The organism is Mesorhizobium sp. U510, assembly GCF_059180695.1.
The window spans coordinates 264290-280567 of the sequence record NZ_CP180532.1 but is presented as its reverse complement, the minus strand read 5'-3'; the positions used below and the strand labels follow the sequence as shown (position 1 = coordinate 280567).

Here is a 16278-nt window from a genome sequence, read left to right as displayed (position 1 = left end):
CTCAGTTTCGCGCCACGCGGTCCGGCGCCATACCGTAATCCTCGCTGCGCTCCACGGCCCGGTAGAAGTCGGCAAGCTGCTTGCCGCGCTCCGGCTTGAAGATGCGGCCGGCGATCACCACCGAGGCGATGCGGTCGATGCGGAAGGCGCGGAAGTCGTCGCGCATCTCGCACCAGGCGACCAACGTCCACACCTTGCCCCAGAACCACAGGCCGAGCGGCCTGATGTCGCGCGCGGTGCCGCGCCCGGCCTCGTCGCAATAGTCGATGGTCAGCACCTGGCGCTTTTCGACAGCACGCTCGATCAGATCGATCGCCTCGCGGGCGGCGTCGCTGACCACCCACATCGGCGTGTGGATCTCGGTACGGGCGATGCGGTCCTTCTCGGCATCGGGCAGCACCGCGCCGATCTTGACCAGCGCCTCGTCGGCGGCCCGTGCCATGGCGGCGCCGCCAAAGGCGCGCACCATGCGCGCACCGGCAACCAGCGCCACGATCTCGTCACGCGTGAACATCAGCGGCGGAAGATCGAAACCCTCCCTCATCATGTAGCCGACGCCGGCCTCGCCGTCGATCGGCACTCCCGTCGACTGCAGGTCGGCAATGTCGCGATAGATCGTTCGCTCGGAAACCTCGAGCCACGTGCCGAGCTTCTGGGCGGTGACCAGACGGCCACCCCGCAGATGCTGCACGATCTGAAAAAGCCTGTCGGCGCGGCGCATCGTTTGCTTCCCCAGTGTTGTTGCTGGAGCGTCTCCTGGACCGGAGCCGCTTCCAGACGGCATTCATTACGGTTTCAGTCCTTCGCGCTTGCGCTGCGCGGCGACGAATTCCGCGCCAAAGGACAGTTTCTTCGTTGTCGGCGTCTTCGCATCGAGTACGCGCCAGAAGGGCGCGATGTCGCTCATCGTCATGCCGCGCTCAAGGTCTTCCTTGGCGGCCTCGGCAACCGTGCGCAGATGATAGCCAATAGTCACCGGACATGTCACTTCGGCGCCGTGTTCGATGGCAAGGGCCGTGCGCAACGCGCGGACATCCATCTCGACGCCTTTCGGAATCGAACGGATGAAAGTGTCGACCTGGCGCGCGGTAGGCACCAACATCGGCTGGCCTTCGACCACGTCACCCACCGTGCGTGGCGTCGGTTTCACGCCGTGGATGCCAGGCGTGTTCAGCCTGTCGTTCCAGCTCTTCATCGATCTTTCTCTCGGCCGGCCATGCGCATTAACCCACCATCGCACGTGTCTCCTGACAGCATACTGTCAGGAGGCTTCAGCATATTCCCTGGCAAACAACGTCCGCATCTGCGCGAGATCGCCGCCTCGTTCGGGATAGAGCGTCTTCAGAAAGGCAAGGGCAAAGGTGCCAGGCGCCGAACCCGGCGCGGACACGATCTTGCCATCGGCGACCGCATGCGGCACGTCCTGATAGTTGCTGTCGCCGGCATAACCGGCTTCGTGTCCGTTGATCCAGTCGCGGCGATTGCTGGTATGTTTGGCTTGTTCGAACATGCCAGCCCGGGCCAGTGCCAGCGTACCGGCGCAGATGCCGCCGACGACGCCGCCGCGCGTTGCAACGGCATTGAGCAGTTGAGCGACATCCGGCGGCGTCTTGCCCGCCCATTGGTCGGAACCGATGACGGCGACTGCGTCGAGATCGGCATTCTCGTCGACGCCGGCCGAACGGTCGGGCGTCAGCCGAAAGCCGCTGATCCCGGTCACCGGCTTGCCTCCAGGGGTCAATGACACGGCACGAGCACCGAACCACTCAACCGCCGAGGCTGCCAGCAAGCCGTATTCCCAGTCGGCAAAACCTTCGATGAAGACGAAGCCGATTGTCTTCTGATCAGGCATAAGCTCGCTCCGTCCCCCAACGCGCCGCGTCTTTGTTTTCATGCATGTCGCACCCCAAAAACCGGAGGCCACTTTTGGGCGACATGCATTGATATCTGGGCATTGGCGCGCCCCATGTCCAATATCGATGTCGAAAAATTCGCCTCAATTGCCGCGGGAGCGACGTTCCGCATACATATCGGGCCAGCCGATATCCTTGCGGATGTCCGCGGGCAGCGCGTTCATGAAACGCTGCGTGCGAATTTCGTTGCGCATGGTGCGAACCTTGCCGACATAGTGCTGCATGCCGCGCAGGATGGTGAAACCGTTCATGGCTATTCTCCTCTCTCTAACTGGAGGCAGTATCGCACACCCCTCCTGACAGCAGTCTGTCAGGAGGGTGGCAGGGCGCGCGGCGATCGTTCCGGCTGGTGGAAATTGTCCTCAGCCCGTGATCTTCGGCCCAGTTGCGAATGGAGGATTGTTCACCGCGAGGCTGCCTACGGAGCATCATTGTTCAGTTGGAGACGACGGACTGTCGGGATAGGCGACCTTCAGCGAGGTGACCGGAGTTCTGATATGAAGGGAGAAAATTCTTCCCCAAAACCAGGGAGACGACCATGAGCCTGCAACTGACAGGAATCCACCATCTGACCGCCATCACCGCCAACGCTCCTGGCAATCTTCATTTCTATACGAAGGTGCTGGGCTTGCGGCTGGTCAAGAAGACGGTGAACCAGGACGACACGTCGGCCTATCACCTTTTCTATGCCGACGGCGAAGCGACGCCAGGCACCGACCTGACCTTCTTCGACTGGCCGGTTGGCCGCGAACGGCGCGGTACCCACAGCATCGCGCGGACCAGCCTAAGGGTCGGCAGCCCGGAGAGCCTGGCCTGGTGGAAGCAGCACCTGGCCGGCGAAGGCATCGTGACAGGAGAGATTGCCGACATCGGCGGCTATCCGTCGTTCGATTTCGAGGATCCCGAAGGCCAGCGCCTGCGGCTCGTCAGCGATGGCGGCAAGGGTGGCAGCCATCCCTGGGCGCAAAGCCCGGTGCCGGCCGATTATCAGATCCGCGGGCTCGGGCCGATCGTCATCAGCGTCCCCGACATCACAAACACCGAGGCGGTGCTGACCAGGGTGATGAACATGCGCAAGGGCCGCGACTATGCTTCGCCGGATGGCGAAGGCCAGGTCCATGTCTTCGAAATGGGCGCTGGCGGGCCGGCGGCGGAGCTTCATGTCGCCGTGCAGCCCGGGCAGGCTCCCGCAAGGCAAGGCGCCGGTGCGGTTCACCATGTCGCCTTCAGGGCGCCGGACCAGGAGACGCTGCATCAATGGACCGCCCGTCTGGCCGAATTCCGCCTGCCGTCTAGCGGCGAGGTCGAGCGCTATTACTTCCGCTCACTCTATTTCCGTGAGCCCAACGGCATCCTGTTCGAGATCGCCACAGACGGGCCGGGTTTCACCGCCGACGAGCCGCTGGAAACGCTGGGCGAAAGCCTGGCCCTGCCGCCGTTCCTCGAACCGAAGCGCGCCTCGATCGAAGCCGGCCTTAAGCCGCTGAAGTAGATCGCCGCCTGAAAGGTGGGCGCCGCGTTTCCGGTTCGGGACGCGGCCCCTGTTCTTTCCCAGAGATCGAACAAGGCGCTTTGACAGCCGGCAACGTTGCTGATCAAAAGCGGCATGACGAAACTCCTCGCCCTTGTCATCATCGGCTTCATGGTGATCCAGCTGATCAAACCGATCGGCTGGCCAGGGCTCAAGCGCCGCGGCGATTTCTGGAAGCTGGCGCTGCTGGCCATGGCCGCAATCTCGCTGGCGGCCGTGCTCGGGCATTTGACATAGGTCTGCAGGCCGCATCGGCCGTCGGTGTTCAGCTGGCGAGCACCAGGCCGACGAGATGCTCGGCCCAGGCGCGGTAGCCCGCCTCCGAGGCGTGGAAGCCGTCCGAGGCGAAACCCTGTTCGGGATTGGTGATCGGCAGGCGCGGGGCCGGCACCGCGCCGCGCTCCAGGCAAAGCCGTTCACCCATCCGGTTCATCGCGGTGGCGCGGATTTCGAGGATCTTGCCGAGCAGCGGCGGCATGGCCGGCGCCCGCGTGAACTCCAGCACCGGCGACCACACGACGCGTGCCTCCGGCCATTTGGCGCGCAGGCCATAGAGCAAGCCGCCGAACTCCTTCTTGAAGCGCGGCACCGAATGAAAATTCTTGGTGTCGTTGGTGCCGATGGCCAGCACGATATGCGTCCATGGGTCGGCCGACAGGTTGGGCAGGACATGGTCGCGGATCTGGCCCGATGTCGCCGAATTGAAGCCGGCGGCGCGCCAGCGCACGGCGCGGCCGGTGCGCTGCGCAATCAGCATGGCGAGCTGCGCGGCAAGCCCGTCCTCGGAATTGCCGATGCCGACCGAGGCAGCCGAGGAGTCGCCCAGCACCAGAAGCGAGATATCAGGCGCCTTGCCAGCGAGTTCGTGCATGACCGGTCCCTGTGCCGGCAGCATGCGCGTGGTGCGGCGGCGCACGCCGAGCCCTTGCCAGACATAGACGGGGAAGGCAAGCCAGGTGAGAGAGGCCGGGAAGCGCATGGCGGAACCGTGGAATGATCTGCGGCAGGCTTAGCGCATGTTTGGGCCGAGGTGAACGGATCCTTGCATGGCCGGCCGGTGCCCTAAGGGTATATGTCGTCCTGTTGCGACCTGTTCCCATATTCATCGTGCAGCCGCACCCAGTCCATGAAGGTCCCGTAAGGACCGGTCTCATCACGACCTTTCGGAGCGATGTCGAGATACTGATAGGCGCCGATGAACTGCTCGCTGCCGCGGGCGCGCGACATGAAGGTCAGGAAGATGTCACCGGTTTCGCCCTTGTAGAAGACAGTGGTGCCGGGCAAGTCCTTCGACGTCAGCACCGGTGTTTCGAAATTGTAGACCGCTTCGCCGGATGCGATCTGTTTGTCGGTGAAGGACACCTGCATATCGAAGTTGAAGTCGGACGCATAGGAAGACACCCAGTCGAATGTCCAGCCCATGCGCTGCTTGTAAGGCAGCAGCTCGGCCAGCGGCGCCCGCGATATGGTGACAAGCGACACGTCATGATGCCTGAGATGCCGGTTGGCGCCATCGATATGGTCGGCGACGAAGGCACAGCTTTCGCAGTGATGGGTGGAACCAGGCGCGAACACGAAGTGGTAGACGATCAACTGGCTGCGGTTGGCGAAAAGCTCGGCCAGTTTCTTCGGCCCTTGCTCCGTCTCAAAGACGTAGTCCTTCCTTAGTTTCAGCCAGGGCAGTTCCCGCCGCTCGGCCGCAACACGTTCCCGCAACCGCGTCAGTTCCTTTTCACGCGCCAGATGCCCCTTGTGCGCCTGGAACCAGTCCTCGCGTGAAACGACCTTGTTGCGATGCATGAACCTCTCCCTGTCTCTCATCCCAAGGACGTTCGGGACGAGCGCAAACCGACATCGCCGGCAACGCCCAGAGGAAATAAGGATGAGGAGGTCTTCCCCCAAATCGCAGACAACGAAAACCCGGGCGCGTTGGCCCGGGTTTGAACGGTGACGGAAGCGGTGTGCTCAGGCGGCCTGTTCGAGGCTCGCCTTCCATTTTCCGAGTGCGGCCAGATAGTTCATGTGGGCGCGATGGGTGAAGGCGGCCTGGCCGGCGGCGACGTTCGACGCCTTGCCGCTCCATGCCTTCTGCGGGGCAGCCTGCAGTGCGCGGCCATAGGAGAAGGTCAGCTTCCACGGATGCGGCCCGATGGCATTGATGGCGTTGAGGTTGGCGGTTGCCTCCTCGTCCTCCTGGCCGCCGGAGAGGAAGGCGATGCCCGGGACCGCCGCCGGCACCGTCTCGCGGAACAGTTTTATGGTCATCTCGGCGACCTTTTCGGGACTGTCCACCGTGCCCGACGTCTTGCCCGACAGCACCATGTTGGGCTTGAGGATCGTGCCTTCCAGCACGACGCGCGCCGCATGGAGTTCATCATAGAGCTTGATCAGCGTCGCCTTCGAGACCTCGTAGCAGGTGCCGATGTCGTGGGCGCCGTCCATCAGCACTTCCGGCTCGACGATCGGCACGATGCCGGCTTCCTGGCAAAGGGCGGCATAGCGGGCGAGCGCATGGGTATTCGCGCTGATCGAATTGGTCGAAGGCACGCCCTTGCCGGTATCGATGTCGATCACCGCGCGCCATTTGGCGAAGCGGGCGCCGAGCTTGTAGTAGTCGGCAAGGCGCTCACGCAGGCCGTCGAGGCCCTCGGTGACGGTGTCGCCGGGAAAGCCGGCCAGCGGTTTGGCGCCAGCATCGACCTTGATGCCGGGGATGGCGCCTGATGCCTTGATGATGTCGACCAGAGGCGTGCCATCCGCGGCCTTCTGGCGGATGGTTTCGTCATAGAGGATGACGCCGGAAATGTATTTGGTCATCGCGTCCTTGGCGCGGAACATCATCTCGCGATAGTCGCGGCGACTGTCGGCTGTCGATTCAACGCCGATGACATCGAAGCGCTTCTTGATGGTGCCGGAACTTTCGTCAGCGGCCAGCAGGCCCTTGCCGTTGGCCACGATCGCGGCGGCTATGTCTTCGAGACGTTCGCTCATCATGCTTCTCCTGAAAGGGGTTCGTTCCGCGCTTAGCGGAAGTCTACCGCCAAAGGAATGGCATCGGAAAGCTCGAATCGATTGAAAGTCCCGGGCGCCTCTTTGTGTTGATTGCCTTGCTTGTTCCAGCCGCATTTCTGTGGCGCCAGGCGTTTCCGCCTGGCTGCAAAATGCGCTTCAGTCTTGACGCAATTCCCAAGGGAAAGCGCTACGCGCTTTTCCCGGGAAAACCGTTCACAGTTTTCCCGGAACTGCTTACCGCTTCAGCACGTCGACGCCGGGCAGCGGCTTGCCTTCCATCCACTCCAGGAAGGCGCCGCCGGCGGTCGAGACATAGGTGAAGTCGTCGGCGACGCCAGCGTGGTTGAGGGCCGCCACCGTATCGCCGCCGCCGGCGACGGAGACCAGCTTGCCGGCCTTGGTGCGCGCGGCCGCGTGTTTTGCCGCCGCCACCGTGGCGTGGTCGAACGGCTCGATCTCGAAGGCGCCGAGTGGCCCGTTCCAGACCAGCGTCGCGGCGCGCTCGATCCATTCGCCGATCGTCTTCACGGTCTTCTCGCCGACATCGAGGATCATGCCATCGGCCGGCACTTCGGAGATGGCGACGGTCTCGCAGGCGGCGCCCGCCTTGAATTCCTTGGCGACGACACCGTCGACCGGCAGGATGATGGCGCAGCCGGCTTCGGCCGCCTCGATCATGATCTGCTTGGCAGTGGCGGCAAGGTCATGCTCGCACAGCGACTTGCCGACATTGGTGCCGCGCGCGGCAAGGAAGGTGTTGGCCATGCCGCCGCCGATGACTAGCGCGTCGACCTTCTTCACCAGGTTCATCAAAAGGTCGATCTTGGTCGAGACCTTGGCGCCGCCGACGATGGCGACGACCGGGCGGACCGGGTTGCCCAGACCCTTCTCCAGCGCTTCGAGCTCGGCCTGCATGGTGCGGCCAGCAAAGGAAGGCAACAGATGCGCCAGCCCTTCTGTGGAAGAGTGGGCGCGGTGCGCCGCGGAAAAGGCGTCGTTGACGAAAATGTCGCCATTGGCCGCGAGCCGCTCGCTGAAGGCCGGGTCGTTCTTCTCCTCGGCCTTATAGAAGCGCGTGTTTTCGAAGAGCAGCACGTCGCCCTTGTTCATGGCCGCGACGGCACTTCCCGCTGTGTCGCCGACGCAATCCGAGGCAAAGCCGACGGGGCGGCCGAGCACCTCGGCGGTTGCCCTGGCGATCGGCTCCAGCGAGAATTCCGGCGATGGCCCATCCTTAGGCCGGCCGAAATGGGCGAGCAGGATGACCTTGGCGCCCTTGCCCGACAGTTCGGCGATGGTCGGCGCGATGCGTTCGATCCGGGTGGCGTCGGTGACCTTGCCGTCGGCGACGGGAACGTTGAGGTCGACGCGCACCAGCACGCGCTTGCCGCTGATGTTGCCGATATCGTCCAGTGTCTTGAAGGCGGCCATGCAGGTTCCTTTCCTCGGGAAAATCGCCGGGACCATACCCCGCATCCGTGCCGATGCAAGGCTTTGGCCGCGATGCGGCGCGAAATTTTGAGGCGGGCGGGAACACAGTCGGTGAAGATCGCCCGGTGATGACGGGGCAGGGCCAGCAGTCGCCCTTCTCAGCTCCCGGTCGTGGCTTTTTCAACCGGCGGCTTGGGGGCGTCCTCGGCCTGTGCTGCCGCTTCCTGCGTCTCGGTCGGCTTGCGCCAGTTGCGGATGAAGGCGCCGAGGCGGTCGCCCATCTCGCCGGCACTTAGGAACACCGGCACCCGCGCCACCGGCGCGGTCGGCTCGAAGGAAAGACCGAGACCCGTGATCCTGCCCTTGTCGTCGACATCCCTGACGATCAGCTCGATCGAGCCGATCAGCACGCGATCGGCATATTCGGCATGGCCGCCGAGCCGCGCCGTGACCAGAGCGCCGACGGTGAGCTTCTGCTCCGCCTCGGTCAGGCCCGGTGCGTAGGCGGCTTCCAGTTCGGCGCCGGAGCGTGCCGGGTCGACGGCGAAGGCGCCGAAGAAATCGGCATCTTCCGGGTCGACCACCGCGCGGCTGGCGAACAGCTTGTCGAGCAGGCGCGGATAGCGGTCCGGCACGAAAATGTAGACTTGGTCGCCGGCGGCGAGCCGGCCCATGTCCTGGAAACGCATGGAGCGGCCGTCGCGCAGTACCAGGGAGGGCCGCGCCCAGCGCGGAATGCGCTCGCCGCGCGCCACCGGGCTGCCATGCGCCACGCGATAGGCAAGGAGCTCGTGGTGGGCGGAGCCGGGGAGTTCGAGTTCGACCTTGTCGAGTGGGCCAAGGCGGGCCGGCACGATGAGGCCAAGGCGACGCGCCAGCGGGCCGACCGTCCAGCCCTGGATGACAAGCGACACCAGCACGATGATGAAGGCGGCGTTGAAAATGGTGCGGCCGTTTTCCAGCCCGCCGAGCAATGGGGTGATGGCGAGCAGGATCGAAACCGCGCCGCGCAGGCCGACCCAGGAGACGAAGGCGACTTCGGGGCGCGGCAGGCGGAAAGGGATCAGGCAGAGCCAGACAGCGATCGGGCGGGCGATGAACATCAGGAAAAGGCCAAGCGCTATCGCCGGCACCATGATCGCCGGAAATTGCGAAGGGGTGGCGAACAGGCCGAGGATCAGGAACATGATGATCTGCGCCAGCCATGACATGCCGTCCTGGAAACGCTTCAGGATGGTGACGGCGCGGATGTCGGAATTACCGGCAATGAGGCCGGCGATATAGACCGCCAAGAAACCGGAGCCGCCGATGGCGCCGGCGGCGGCGAAGACCATCAGCGACAGCGTCAGCACGAAGATCGGCAGCAGGCCGTGGTCGAGATTGAGCCGGTCGACGAGACGCACGATGGCAAGGCCGCCGAGTGCGCCGACGACGGCGCCAAGGCCCATATTGACGAGGAAGCCGAGGATCAGGCTGGTGACCAGGACATTGGTTTCGGGGTTGGCATGGGCGGCGATGACCTCGACCAGGGTGATGGTCAGAAAGATAGCGATCGGGTCGTTGGTGCCGGATTCCACTTCGAGCGTCGAGCGCACGCGCTCACGCAGATTGATCTCGCCGGCGCGCAGCAGGAAGAACACCGCCGCGGCGTCGGTCGAGGCGACTGCGGCGCCGAGCAGGAAGGATTCCAGCCAGCTGAGATCAAGCAGATAGTAGGCCGCCGCTCCGAACAGGCCCGTGGTGAGAAGCACGCCGAAGGTCGCCAGCGACAACGCCGGGCCGGCCGCTTGCCGCAAGGCGTTGAGCGGTGTGCCGAAGCCGGAATCGAACAGGATGACCGCCAGCGCCAGTGAGCCGGCAAAATAGGCGATACGGGCATTGTCGAATTCGATGCCGAGGCCGTCGGTTCCGGTGGCGAGCCCGATGCAAAGAAAGAGCAGCAGGAGGGGGGCGCCGAAGCGGAAGGCGATCAGGCTCGAAAACGCGGCGGCGACAACGAGCGCCGTGCCGACCAGCGTGACGAGATAGATCGCATGCTCCATCCGTGATTTGCCCCTCGAATTCCTTTGTCTTCTCGCTTTACGGGAGAGTGGGGCGAAGGCATGGCCAGTGCAAGGCGCGGGGGTGGTTTTTTGGGGCTAGCCGTTGATTTTCCGGTGGTTCGGCGTTGCTGCTCCGGCAAATGAAAAACGCCCGGACGAAGCCGGGCGTTTCAGGTGTCGAGAAGACGGGTCCGCGATCAGGCGATGGTCTTGCCGAAGGCGACGGCGGTGTCGCCCATGCGGTTGGAGAAGCCCCACTCATTGTCGTACCAGGACAGCACCGAAACGAAGTTGCCGTCCATCACCTTGGTCTGGTCGAGCGCCATGATCGAGGAACGCGGATCATGGTTGAAGTCGATCGAGACATTCGGGTGATGGGTGACGCCGAGAATGCCCTTCAGCTTGCCGTTGGAGGCGGCGATGACCGCTTCGTTGATTTCCTGCACCGTGGTGGCGCGCTTGGCGATGAACTTGAAGTCGACGACCGAAACGTTCGGGGTCGGCACGCGGATCGAGATGCCGTCGAGCTTGCCCTTGAGGTCGGGGAGCACGAGGCCGATCGCCTTGGCCGCACCGGTCGAGGTCGGAATCTGCGACAGGGCCGCTGCACGGGCGCGGTAGAGATCCTTGTGCATGGTGTCCAGCGTCGGCTGGTCGCCGGTGTAGGAATGGATGGTCGTCATCATGCCTTTTTCGATGCCGACCGTCTCGTGCAGCACGGCGGCCAGCGGCGCCAGGCAGTTGGTGGTGCAGGACGCGTTCGAGATGACGATATGGTCCTTGGTCAGCTTGTCGTGGTTGATGCCGTAGACCACGGTCAGGTCGGCGCCATCGGCAGGTGCGGAGACCAGCACGCGCTTGGCGCCGGCGGTCAGGTGCGCGGCGGCCTTGTCGCGGGCGGTGAAGATGCCGGTGCATTCGAGCGCGATGTCGACGCCGAGCTCCTTCCACGGCAGCTGCGTCGGATCCTTGATGGCGGTGACCTTGAACTTTTCCTTGCCGACGGTGATCTGATCGCCGGACACCGACACTTCATGCGGGAAACGGCCGTGCACGCTGTCGTAGCGCAGCAGGTGGGCATTGGTCTCGACCGGGCCGAGATCGTTAACGGCGACGACGTCGATGTCCTTGCGGCCGGATTCATGGATGGCGCGCAGGATGTTGCGGCCGATGCGGCCGAATCCGTTGATGGCAACTCTGACGGTCATTTTTCTCTCCCTGGGAGCTGGAAGGCTGACGATGGGTCCGCAGCTTCATAGCGGCGGACGGCCAAAGAATCCAGCCAAAGCGACGCAGACTTAAATCGATTAGGTTGGGCCAGTCCGGCGAAATCGCTTTGCGCGGCCTCGCCGGGGCATTTTTGTTTTGTGCATGCCGTTACCCCAAAACCGCGACACGGTTTTGGGCGACGTGCACGGCCTTACTTGGCGTGCAGGCGGGCTTCCGCCGCCTTGGCCGCCGCCTCGGCGGTGATGCCGAAATGCGGGTAAAGCTGTTCGATCGTGCCCGAGGCGCCGAAGCCGGTCATGCCGACGAAGATGCCGTCCGAGCCGATGAGATGATCCCAGCCCTGGCGGATGCCGGCTTCGATCGCCATCTTGATCGGCGCGTTGCCGATCGTCTTCTTGCGGTAGTCGTCGCTCTGCTTGTCGAACAGTTCGAAGCAAGGCACCGACACGACGCGGGTCGGGTGGCCGTGCTTCTCGAGCAGGTCGCGGGCGCCGAGCGCGATCTCGACCTCGGAGCCGGTGGCGAAGATCGTCACCGCCGCCTCGCCGCTGGCCGCGGCCAGTTCGTAAGCGCCCTGGCTGCTGAGGTTGTTGGCCGAATGCTCGGTGCGCACGGTCGGCAGGTTCTGTCGGGTCAGCGCCAGCGTCGACGGCGTCTTTTCGGATTCGAGCGCGATCTGCCAGCATTCCGCGGTCTCCACCGCGTCGGCGGGGCGGAAGACATTGTGGTTGGGAATGGCGCGCAGGGCCGCCAGGTGCTCGACCGGCTGGTGGGTCGGGCCGTCTTCGCCCAGACCAATGGAATCATGGGTCATGACGAAGATCGAGCGGATGCCCATCAGCGAGGACAGCCGCATCGAGGGGCGGGCATAGTCGGAGAAGCACATGAAGGTACCGCCATAGGCGATGAGGCCGCCATGCAGCGTCAGCCCGTTGATGGCCGCCGCCATGCCGTGCTCGCGGATGCCGTAGTGGACATAGCGCTGGCCGTAATCGTCCGGCGTGATGTTTTTGGTCTGGCTGGTCTTGGTGTTGTTGGAGCCGGTCAGGTCGGCGGAGCCGCCGATGGTCTCCGGCACGGCGCCGTTGATGACCTCAAGCGCCATTTCCGACGATTTGCGGGTGGCGACCTTCGGCTTGTCGGCCGAGAGCTTCTTCTTGTAGTCGGCGATGACGGCGTCGAAATTGGACGGCAGCTTGCCGGCGAGGCGGCGCTCGAACTCGGCCTTCAGCTTCGGCTCTGCCTTGGCGAGACGGCCTTCCCAGTCGGCGCGCGGCTTGGCACCGGCCTTGCCGGCGGCGCGCCAGGCATCGAGGATGTCGGCCGGAATCTCGAAGGGCGGCGATTCCCAGTTGAAGAACTTGCGCGCGCCGGCGATCTCGTCGGCACCGAGCGGCGAGCCGTGCGCCTTGTTGGTGCCGGCCTTGGTCGGGGCGCCGAAGCCGATGGTCGTCTTGCAGGCGATCATCGTCGGCTTGTCGGAATGGCGGGCCGCCTCGATGGCATAGGCGATGGCTTCCGGATCGGTGCCGTCGATATGGCTGGCGTTCCAGCCGGAGGCCTGGAAGCGAGCGACCTGGTCGGTGTTGTCGGCGAGCGAAACCGGGCCGTCGATCGAGATGTTATTGTTGTCCCAGAAGACGATCAGCTTGTTGAGCTTGAGATGCCCCGCCAACGCGATGGCTTCCTGGGAAACGCCTTCCATCAGGCAGCCGTCGCCGGCCAGCACATAGGTGTAATGGCTGACCAGGTCGTTGCCGAAGGCAGCGTTCATGATGCGCTCGCCGAGCGCGAAGCCGACCGAATTGGCGAGGCCCTGGCCGAGCGGGCCGGTCGTCGTCTCGATGCCGGTGGCGTGGCCGTATTCGGGATGGCCGGCGGTCTTGGAGCCGAGTTGGCGGAAGTGCTTGATCTGGTCGAGGGTCATGTCCTCGTAACCGGTCAGATGCAGCAGCGAATAGAGCAGCATCGAGCCATGGCCCGCCGACAGGATGAAGCGGTCGCGGTCGGGCCAGTGCGGGGCCTTGGGATCGTATTTCAGGAAGCGGGTGAACAGCACCGTGGCAATGTCGGCGCAGCCCATGGGCAGGCCGGGATGGCCGGAATTGGCCTTCTCGACGGCATCCATGGAGAGAAAGCGGATCGCATTGGCCATCCGGTCATGTTGTTCACGCGACGTCATGGTTCCTCCAAAGGTGGGGGTTTGGGGGCTTGGGAGCGCCCTTGAAAAGGTGCGCGACACATAGCAGGCGCGGGCTTTTAGTCAACAAATCGGGCGCAGATTTGCCGGTCTTGTGATGCTGACTGTGGCCCTACATTAGCGTTAGCAGGGGACAGTCGCGAGAGCTTTGTTGACGTTGCCTTCACCCGGTGCCTAATGTTTCAGGGATAACGCGTTCTGAACGCGAACGATTCGGTGATGGGCAGGGCACAGGACGAAGGCCATGACCGGGGAAACCACACTCAAGGAAGTCATCGCCAGGCTGGGCAAGGCCATCGAGGGGCTGGAAAACGCCGTCGCGGCCAAGCTGGAGCATGAACGCGATTACTCGGAAGCCGAGGCCGAGGTGCAGCGGATGAATGCCGACCGCTCCAGGCTGGCGCAGGAACTCGACAATTCCGAAGCGCGCGCCGAACGGCTGGAGGACGCCAACAAGGAAGTATCGCGACGGCTGGTGACCGCCATGGAAACCATCCGCGCCGTGTTGGACAGATAGGAGCTGGCCCATGGCACAGGTCACGGTTTCAATCGACGGCAAACAGTATCGGATGGCCTGCGACGAAGGCCAGGAAGATCATCTGATCGACCTCGCCGAACGCTTCGACCGTTATGTCTCGCATCTGAAGGATTCTTTCGGCGAGATCGGCGACCAGCGGCTGACCGTCATGGCCGGCATCATGGTGATGGACGAGCTCTCGGAACTGCAGAAGCGCGTCAAGGGCATGGAAAGCGAGGTGCTGACCTTGCGCAAGACGCGCGACGAGGCGCTGACCAAGGCCGACAAGAGCGACAGCGTGCTGACCAACGCGCTTGGCGCGCTGGCGCAGCGGATGGAAGACCTCGCCACGTCGCTGGCCGTGAAATCCTAGACTTTCGCGACGCCGACAGCGAAATTTCCATATTCCCCCAGAAATGGCGAAAATTTTTCGCGGCCAGCATCACTGCCGGCGACCGCACCGTTTTGAAGGTCGCAGATGGAGTGGTAAAAGGGTTGCCGCCCGCCAACGAGCGGCATTCACAGGGGTAGGAACCATGAGCCTTCGTATCAACGACATCGCGCCGGATTTCACGGCCGAGACCACGCAGGGGACGATCAGCTTTCACGACTGGATCGGTGACGGTTGGGCAATCCTCTTCAGCCACCCGAAGAATTTCACACCGGTCTGCACCACCGAGCTCGGCACGATGGCCGGGCTGGAAGGCGAGTTCAAGAAACGCAACGTCAAGATCATCGGCATCTCCGTCGATCCGGTTGCGAGCCACGACAAATGGCAGGCCGACATCAAGACGGCGACCGGCCAGACGGTGCACTATCCGCTGATCGGCGACAAGGACCTCAAGGTCGCCAAGCTCTACGACATGCTGCCCGCCGGCGCCGGTGAGACCTCCGAAGGCCGCACGCCGGCCGACAACGCCACCGTGCGCTCGGTCTATGTCATCGGGCCGGACAAGAAGATCAAGCTGGTGCTGACCTATCCGATGACCACGGGCCGCAACTTCGACGAGATCCTGCGCGCGGTCGATTCCATGCAGCTCACCGCCAAGCATCAGGTGGCGACGCCGGCAAACTGGAAGCAGGGTGAGGACGTCATCATCACCGCTGCCGTTTCCAACGAAGATGCGATCAAGCGTTTCGGCGCCTTTGAGACCATCCTGCCTTATCTCAGGAAGACCAAACAGCCGTCCGCCTGAAGCGGACGCCGGAACGGTTTTTGCCTTTTCCGCCCTTGCGGGCCAAGTCATGCTTGACTGGCCCGCAAGGGTGGACAACCATACTCCTGTTGGAGCCTGGCGGAGAAAAACGTTCCTGCTGGCTGGGTTGGGGAGTTCGGTTTGGACTTGGCTTTGGCAAAACCTGAGGTCAGGGGCTTTTACGACAAGCCGACCGGTGCCATTCAGTATGTCGTCACCGATCCGGCGACAAGGCGATGCGCCATCATCGATCCGATCCTCGACTTCGACGAGAAATCCGGCGCGACGGGTACGAAGAGCGCGGATGCCCTGCTCGATTTCGTCGGGGAGAACGGGCTGGAGCCCGAGTGGATCCTCGACACCCATCCGCATGCCGATCATTTCTCGGCCGCGCACTATCTGAAACGCAAGACCGGGGCGCGGACGGCGATCGGTAACAGGATCGTCGACGTCCAGAACCTGTGGAAGGCGATCTACAACTGGCCGGATTTTCCCGCCGACGGTTCGCAGTGGGACAGGCTGTTCAGGGAAGGCGAGACGTTTCGGATCGGCAGCCTACCGGTCAAGGTGCTGTTCTCGCCGGGACATACGCTGGCCTCGATCACCTATGTGGCTGGCGACGCCGCCTTCGTGCACGACACGCTGTTCATGCCCGACAGCGGCACGGCGCGAGCTGATTTCCCCGGCGGCAGTGCCGCGCGGCTGTGGCGCTCGATCCAGGACATACTGGCGCTGCCCGATGAGACGCGCGTCTTCGTCGGCCATGACTATCAGGCCGGTGGCCGCGAGCCCTTGTGGGAGAGCACGGTTGGCCTGCAGAAGGCCAAGAATATCCATCTTGTCGCCGCGCACAGCGAGGCCGAATTCGTGGCGCTGCGCGAGGCTCGCGACAGAACATTGCCGATGCCGCGGCTGATCCTGCACGCGCTGCAGGTCAACATGAATGGCGGCCGGCTGCCGGAGCCGGAAGCCAATGGCCGACGGTATCTGAAGTTTCCGCTGGATGCGCTGTGAAAGTGATGCTCCGCGCGGGTAGTCCCTTCTCCCCGTCATTATACGGGGAGAAGGTGGCGGCAGCCGGATGAGGGGCGGCGCCAACGTCCGTTATGATCGCGCCGCTGGCTCTGTGGCGGTAAACCCGCAATCCCGGCGCTGCCCCTCATTGTCCTGCCGGACATTTCTCCCCGTATAGTGACGGGGAGAAAT

General features: G+C 63.7%; 17 protein-coding genes. 6 read left to right on the top strand and 11 right to left on the bottom strand.

The features are described 5' to 3' along the window. Position 1: 1 nt before the first annotated feature. The 4 genes from ACLGL5_RS03175 to ACLGL5_RS03160 all read right to left on the bottom strand — a co-directional run bounded on the left by ACLGL5_RS03175 (position 2) and on the right by ACLGL5_RS03160 (position 2164). Positions 2–721: a helix-turn-helix transcriptional regulator gene (locus ACLGL5_RS03175; protein ID WP_019861637.1), complete on the bottom strand. Its 720-nt coding sequence runs from the start codon at positions 719–721 to the stop codon at positions 2–4. Between the two features lie 66 nt (positions 722–787). After that, positions 788–1195, bottom strand: a complete 408-nt coding sequence (locus ACLGL5_RS03170; protein ID WP_019861636.1) for a hypothetical protein — start codon at positions 1193–1195, stop codon at positions 788–790. A 66-nt stretch (positions 1196–1261) separates the two neighbouring features. Continuing rightward, positions 1262–1852 carry a DJ-1/PfpI family protein gene (locus tag ACLGL5_RS03165; RefSeq protein ID WP_069090318.1) on the bottom strand — a complete coding sequence of 197 codons (591 nt, stop codon included), beginning with the start codon at positions 1850–1852 and terminating at the stop codon, positions 1262–1264. A 144-nt stretch (positions 1853–1996) separates the two neighbouring features. Continuing rightward, positions 1997–2164 (bottom strand): hypothetical protein, encoded by a 168-nt coding sequence (locus ACLGL5_RS03160; RefSeq protein WP_019861634.1) that lies wholly within the window; start codon positions 2162–2164, stop codon positions 1997–1999. A 287-nt stretch (positions 2165–2451) separates the two neighbouring features. Here ACLGL5_RS03160 and ACLGL5_RS03155 point away from each other — a divergent pair, with 287 nt between their 5' ends. Continuing rightward, complete coding sequence (locus ACLGL5_RS03155) at positions 2452–3405, top strand: ring-cleaving dioxygenase (protein WP_069090317.1); 954 nt, start codon at positions 2452–2454, stop codon at positions 3403–3405. Positions 3406–3519: 114 nt separating this feature from the next. Then, the gene (locus ACLGL5_RS03150) at positions 3520–3681 is read left to right on the top strand and encodes a hypothetical protein (protein WP_080643995.1); all 162 of its coding nucleotides are present in this window, start codon (positions 3520–3522) and stop codon (positions 3679–3681) included. A 28-nt stretch (positions 3682–3709) separates the two neighbouring features. Here the strand turns inward: ACLGL5_RS03150 and ACLGL5_RS03145 are convergent, their stop codons facing one another. The 7 genes from ACLGL5_RS03145 to tkt all read right to left on the bottom strand — a co-directional run bounded on the left by ACLGL5_RS03145 (position 3710) and on the right by tkt (position 13341). Continuing rightward, a complete protein-coding gene (locus ACLGL5_RS03145; protein ID WP_019861631.1) occupies positions 3710–4423 on the bottom strand; it encodes an SGNH/GDSL hydrolase family protein in 714 nt (237 codons plus the stop codon). 83 nt (positions 4424–4506) lie between these two features. Next, positions 4507–5244, bottom strand: coding sequence for a DUF899 domain-containing protein (locus tag ACLGL5_RS03140; protein WP_019861630.1), 738 nt, complete (start codon positions 5242–5244; stop codon positions 4507–4509). Positions 5245–5409: 165 nt separating this feature from the next. Continuing rightward, positions 5410–6435: a class I fructose-bisphosphate aldolase gene (locus ACLGL5_RS03135; protein ID WP_064981126.1), complete on the bottom strand. Its 1026-nt coding sequence runs from the start codon at positions 6433–6435 to the stop codon at positions 5410–5412. 255 nt (positions 6436–6690) lie between these two features. After that, entirely contained in the window at positions 6691–7887 is a 1197-nt protein-coding gene (locus tag ACLGL5_RS03130; RefSeq protein WP_069090316.1) for a phosphoglycerate kinase, read from the bottom strand. Between the two features lie 158 nt (positions 7888–8045). After that, a complete protein-coding gene (locus ACLGL5_RS03125; RefSeq protein ID WP_069090315.1) occupies positions 8046–9929 on the bottom strand; it encodes a potassium/proton antiporter in 1884 nt (627 codons plus the stop codon). A 197-nt stretch (positions 9930–10126) separates the two neighbouring features. Continuing rightward, positions 10127–11137: a type I glyceraldehyde-3-phosphate dehydrogenase gene (gene gap, locus ACLGL5_RS03120; protein ID WP_019861626.1), complete on the bottom strand. Its 1011-nt coding sequence runs from the start codon at positions 11135–11137 to the stop codon at positions 10127–10129. Between the two features lie 212 nt (positions 11138–11349). Then, the gene (gene tkt / locus ACLGL5_RS03115) at positions 11350–13341 is read right to left on the bottom strand and encodes a transketolase (protein ID WP_038650124.1); all 1992 of its coding nucleotides are present in this window, start codon (positions 13339–13341) and stop codon (positions 11350–11352) included. Between the two features lie 262 nt (positions 13342–13603). Between tkt and ACLGL5_RS03110 the strand changes: the two genes are divergently transcribed. The 4 genes from ACLGL5_RS03110 to ACLGL5_RS03095 all read left to right on the top strand — a co-directional run bounded on the left by ACLGL5_RS03110 (position 13604) and on the right by ACLGL5_RS03095 (position 16086). Further along, the gene (locus ACLGL5_RS03110; RefSeq protein ID WP_006200774.1) at positions 13604–13876 is read left to right on the top strand and encodes a DUF4164 domain-containing protein; all 273 of its coding nucleotides are present in this window, start codon (positions 13604–13606) and stop codon (positions 13874–13876) included. Between the two features lie 10 nt (positions 13877–13886). Then, a complete protein-coding gene (locus ACLGL5_RS03105; protein WP_019861624.1) occupies positions 13887–14249 on the top strand; it encodes a cell division protein ZapA in 363 nt (120 codons plus the stop codon). 163 nt (positions 14250–14412) lie between these two features. Then, positions 14413–15072: a peroxiredoxin gene (locus tag ACLGL5_RS03100; protein ID WP_019861622.1), complete on the top strand. Its 660-nt coding sequence runs from the start codon at positions 14413–14415 to the stop codon at positions 15070–15072. A 153-nt stretch (positions 15073–15225) separates the two neighbouring features. After that, positions 15226–16086, top strand: coding sequence for an MBL fold metallo-hydrolase (locus ACLGL5_RS03095; RefSeq protein WP_019861621.1), 861 nt, complete (start codon positions 15226–15228; stop codon positions 16084–16086). Positions 16087–16278 lie beyond the last annotated feature (192 nt).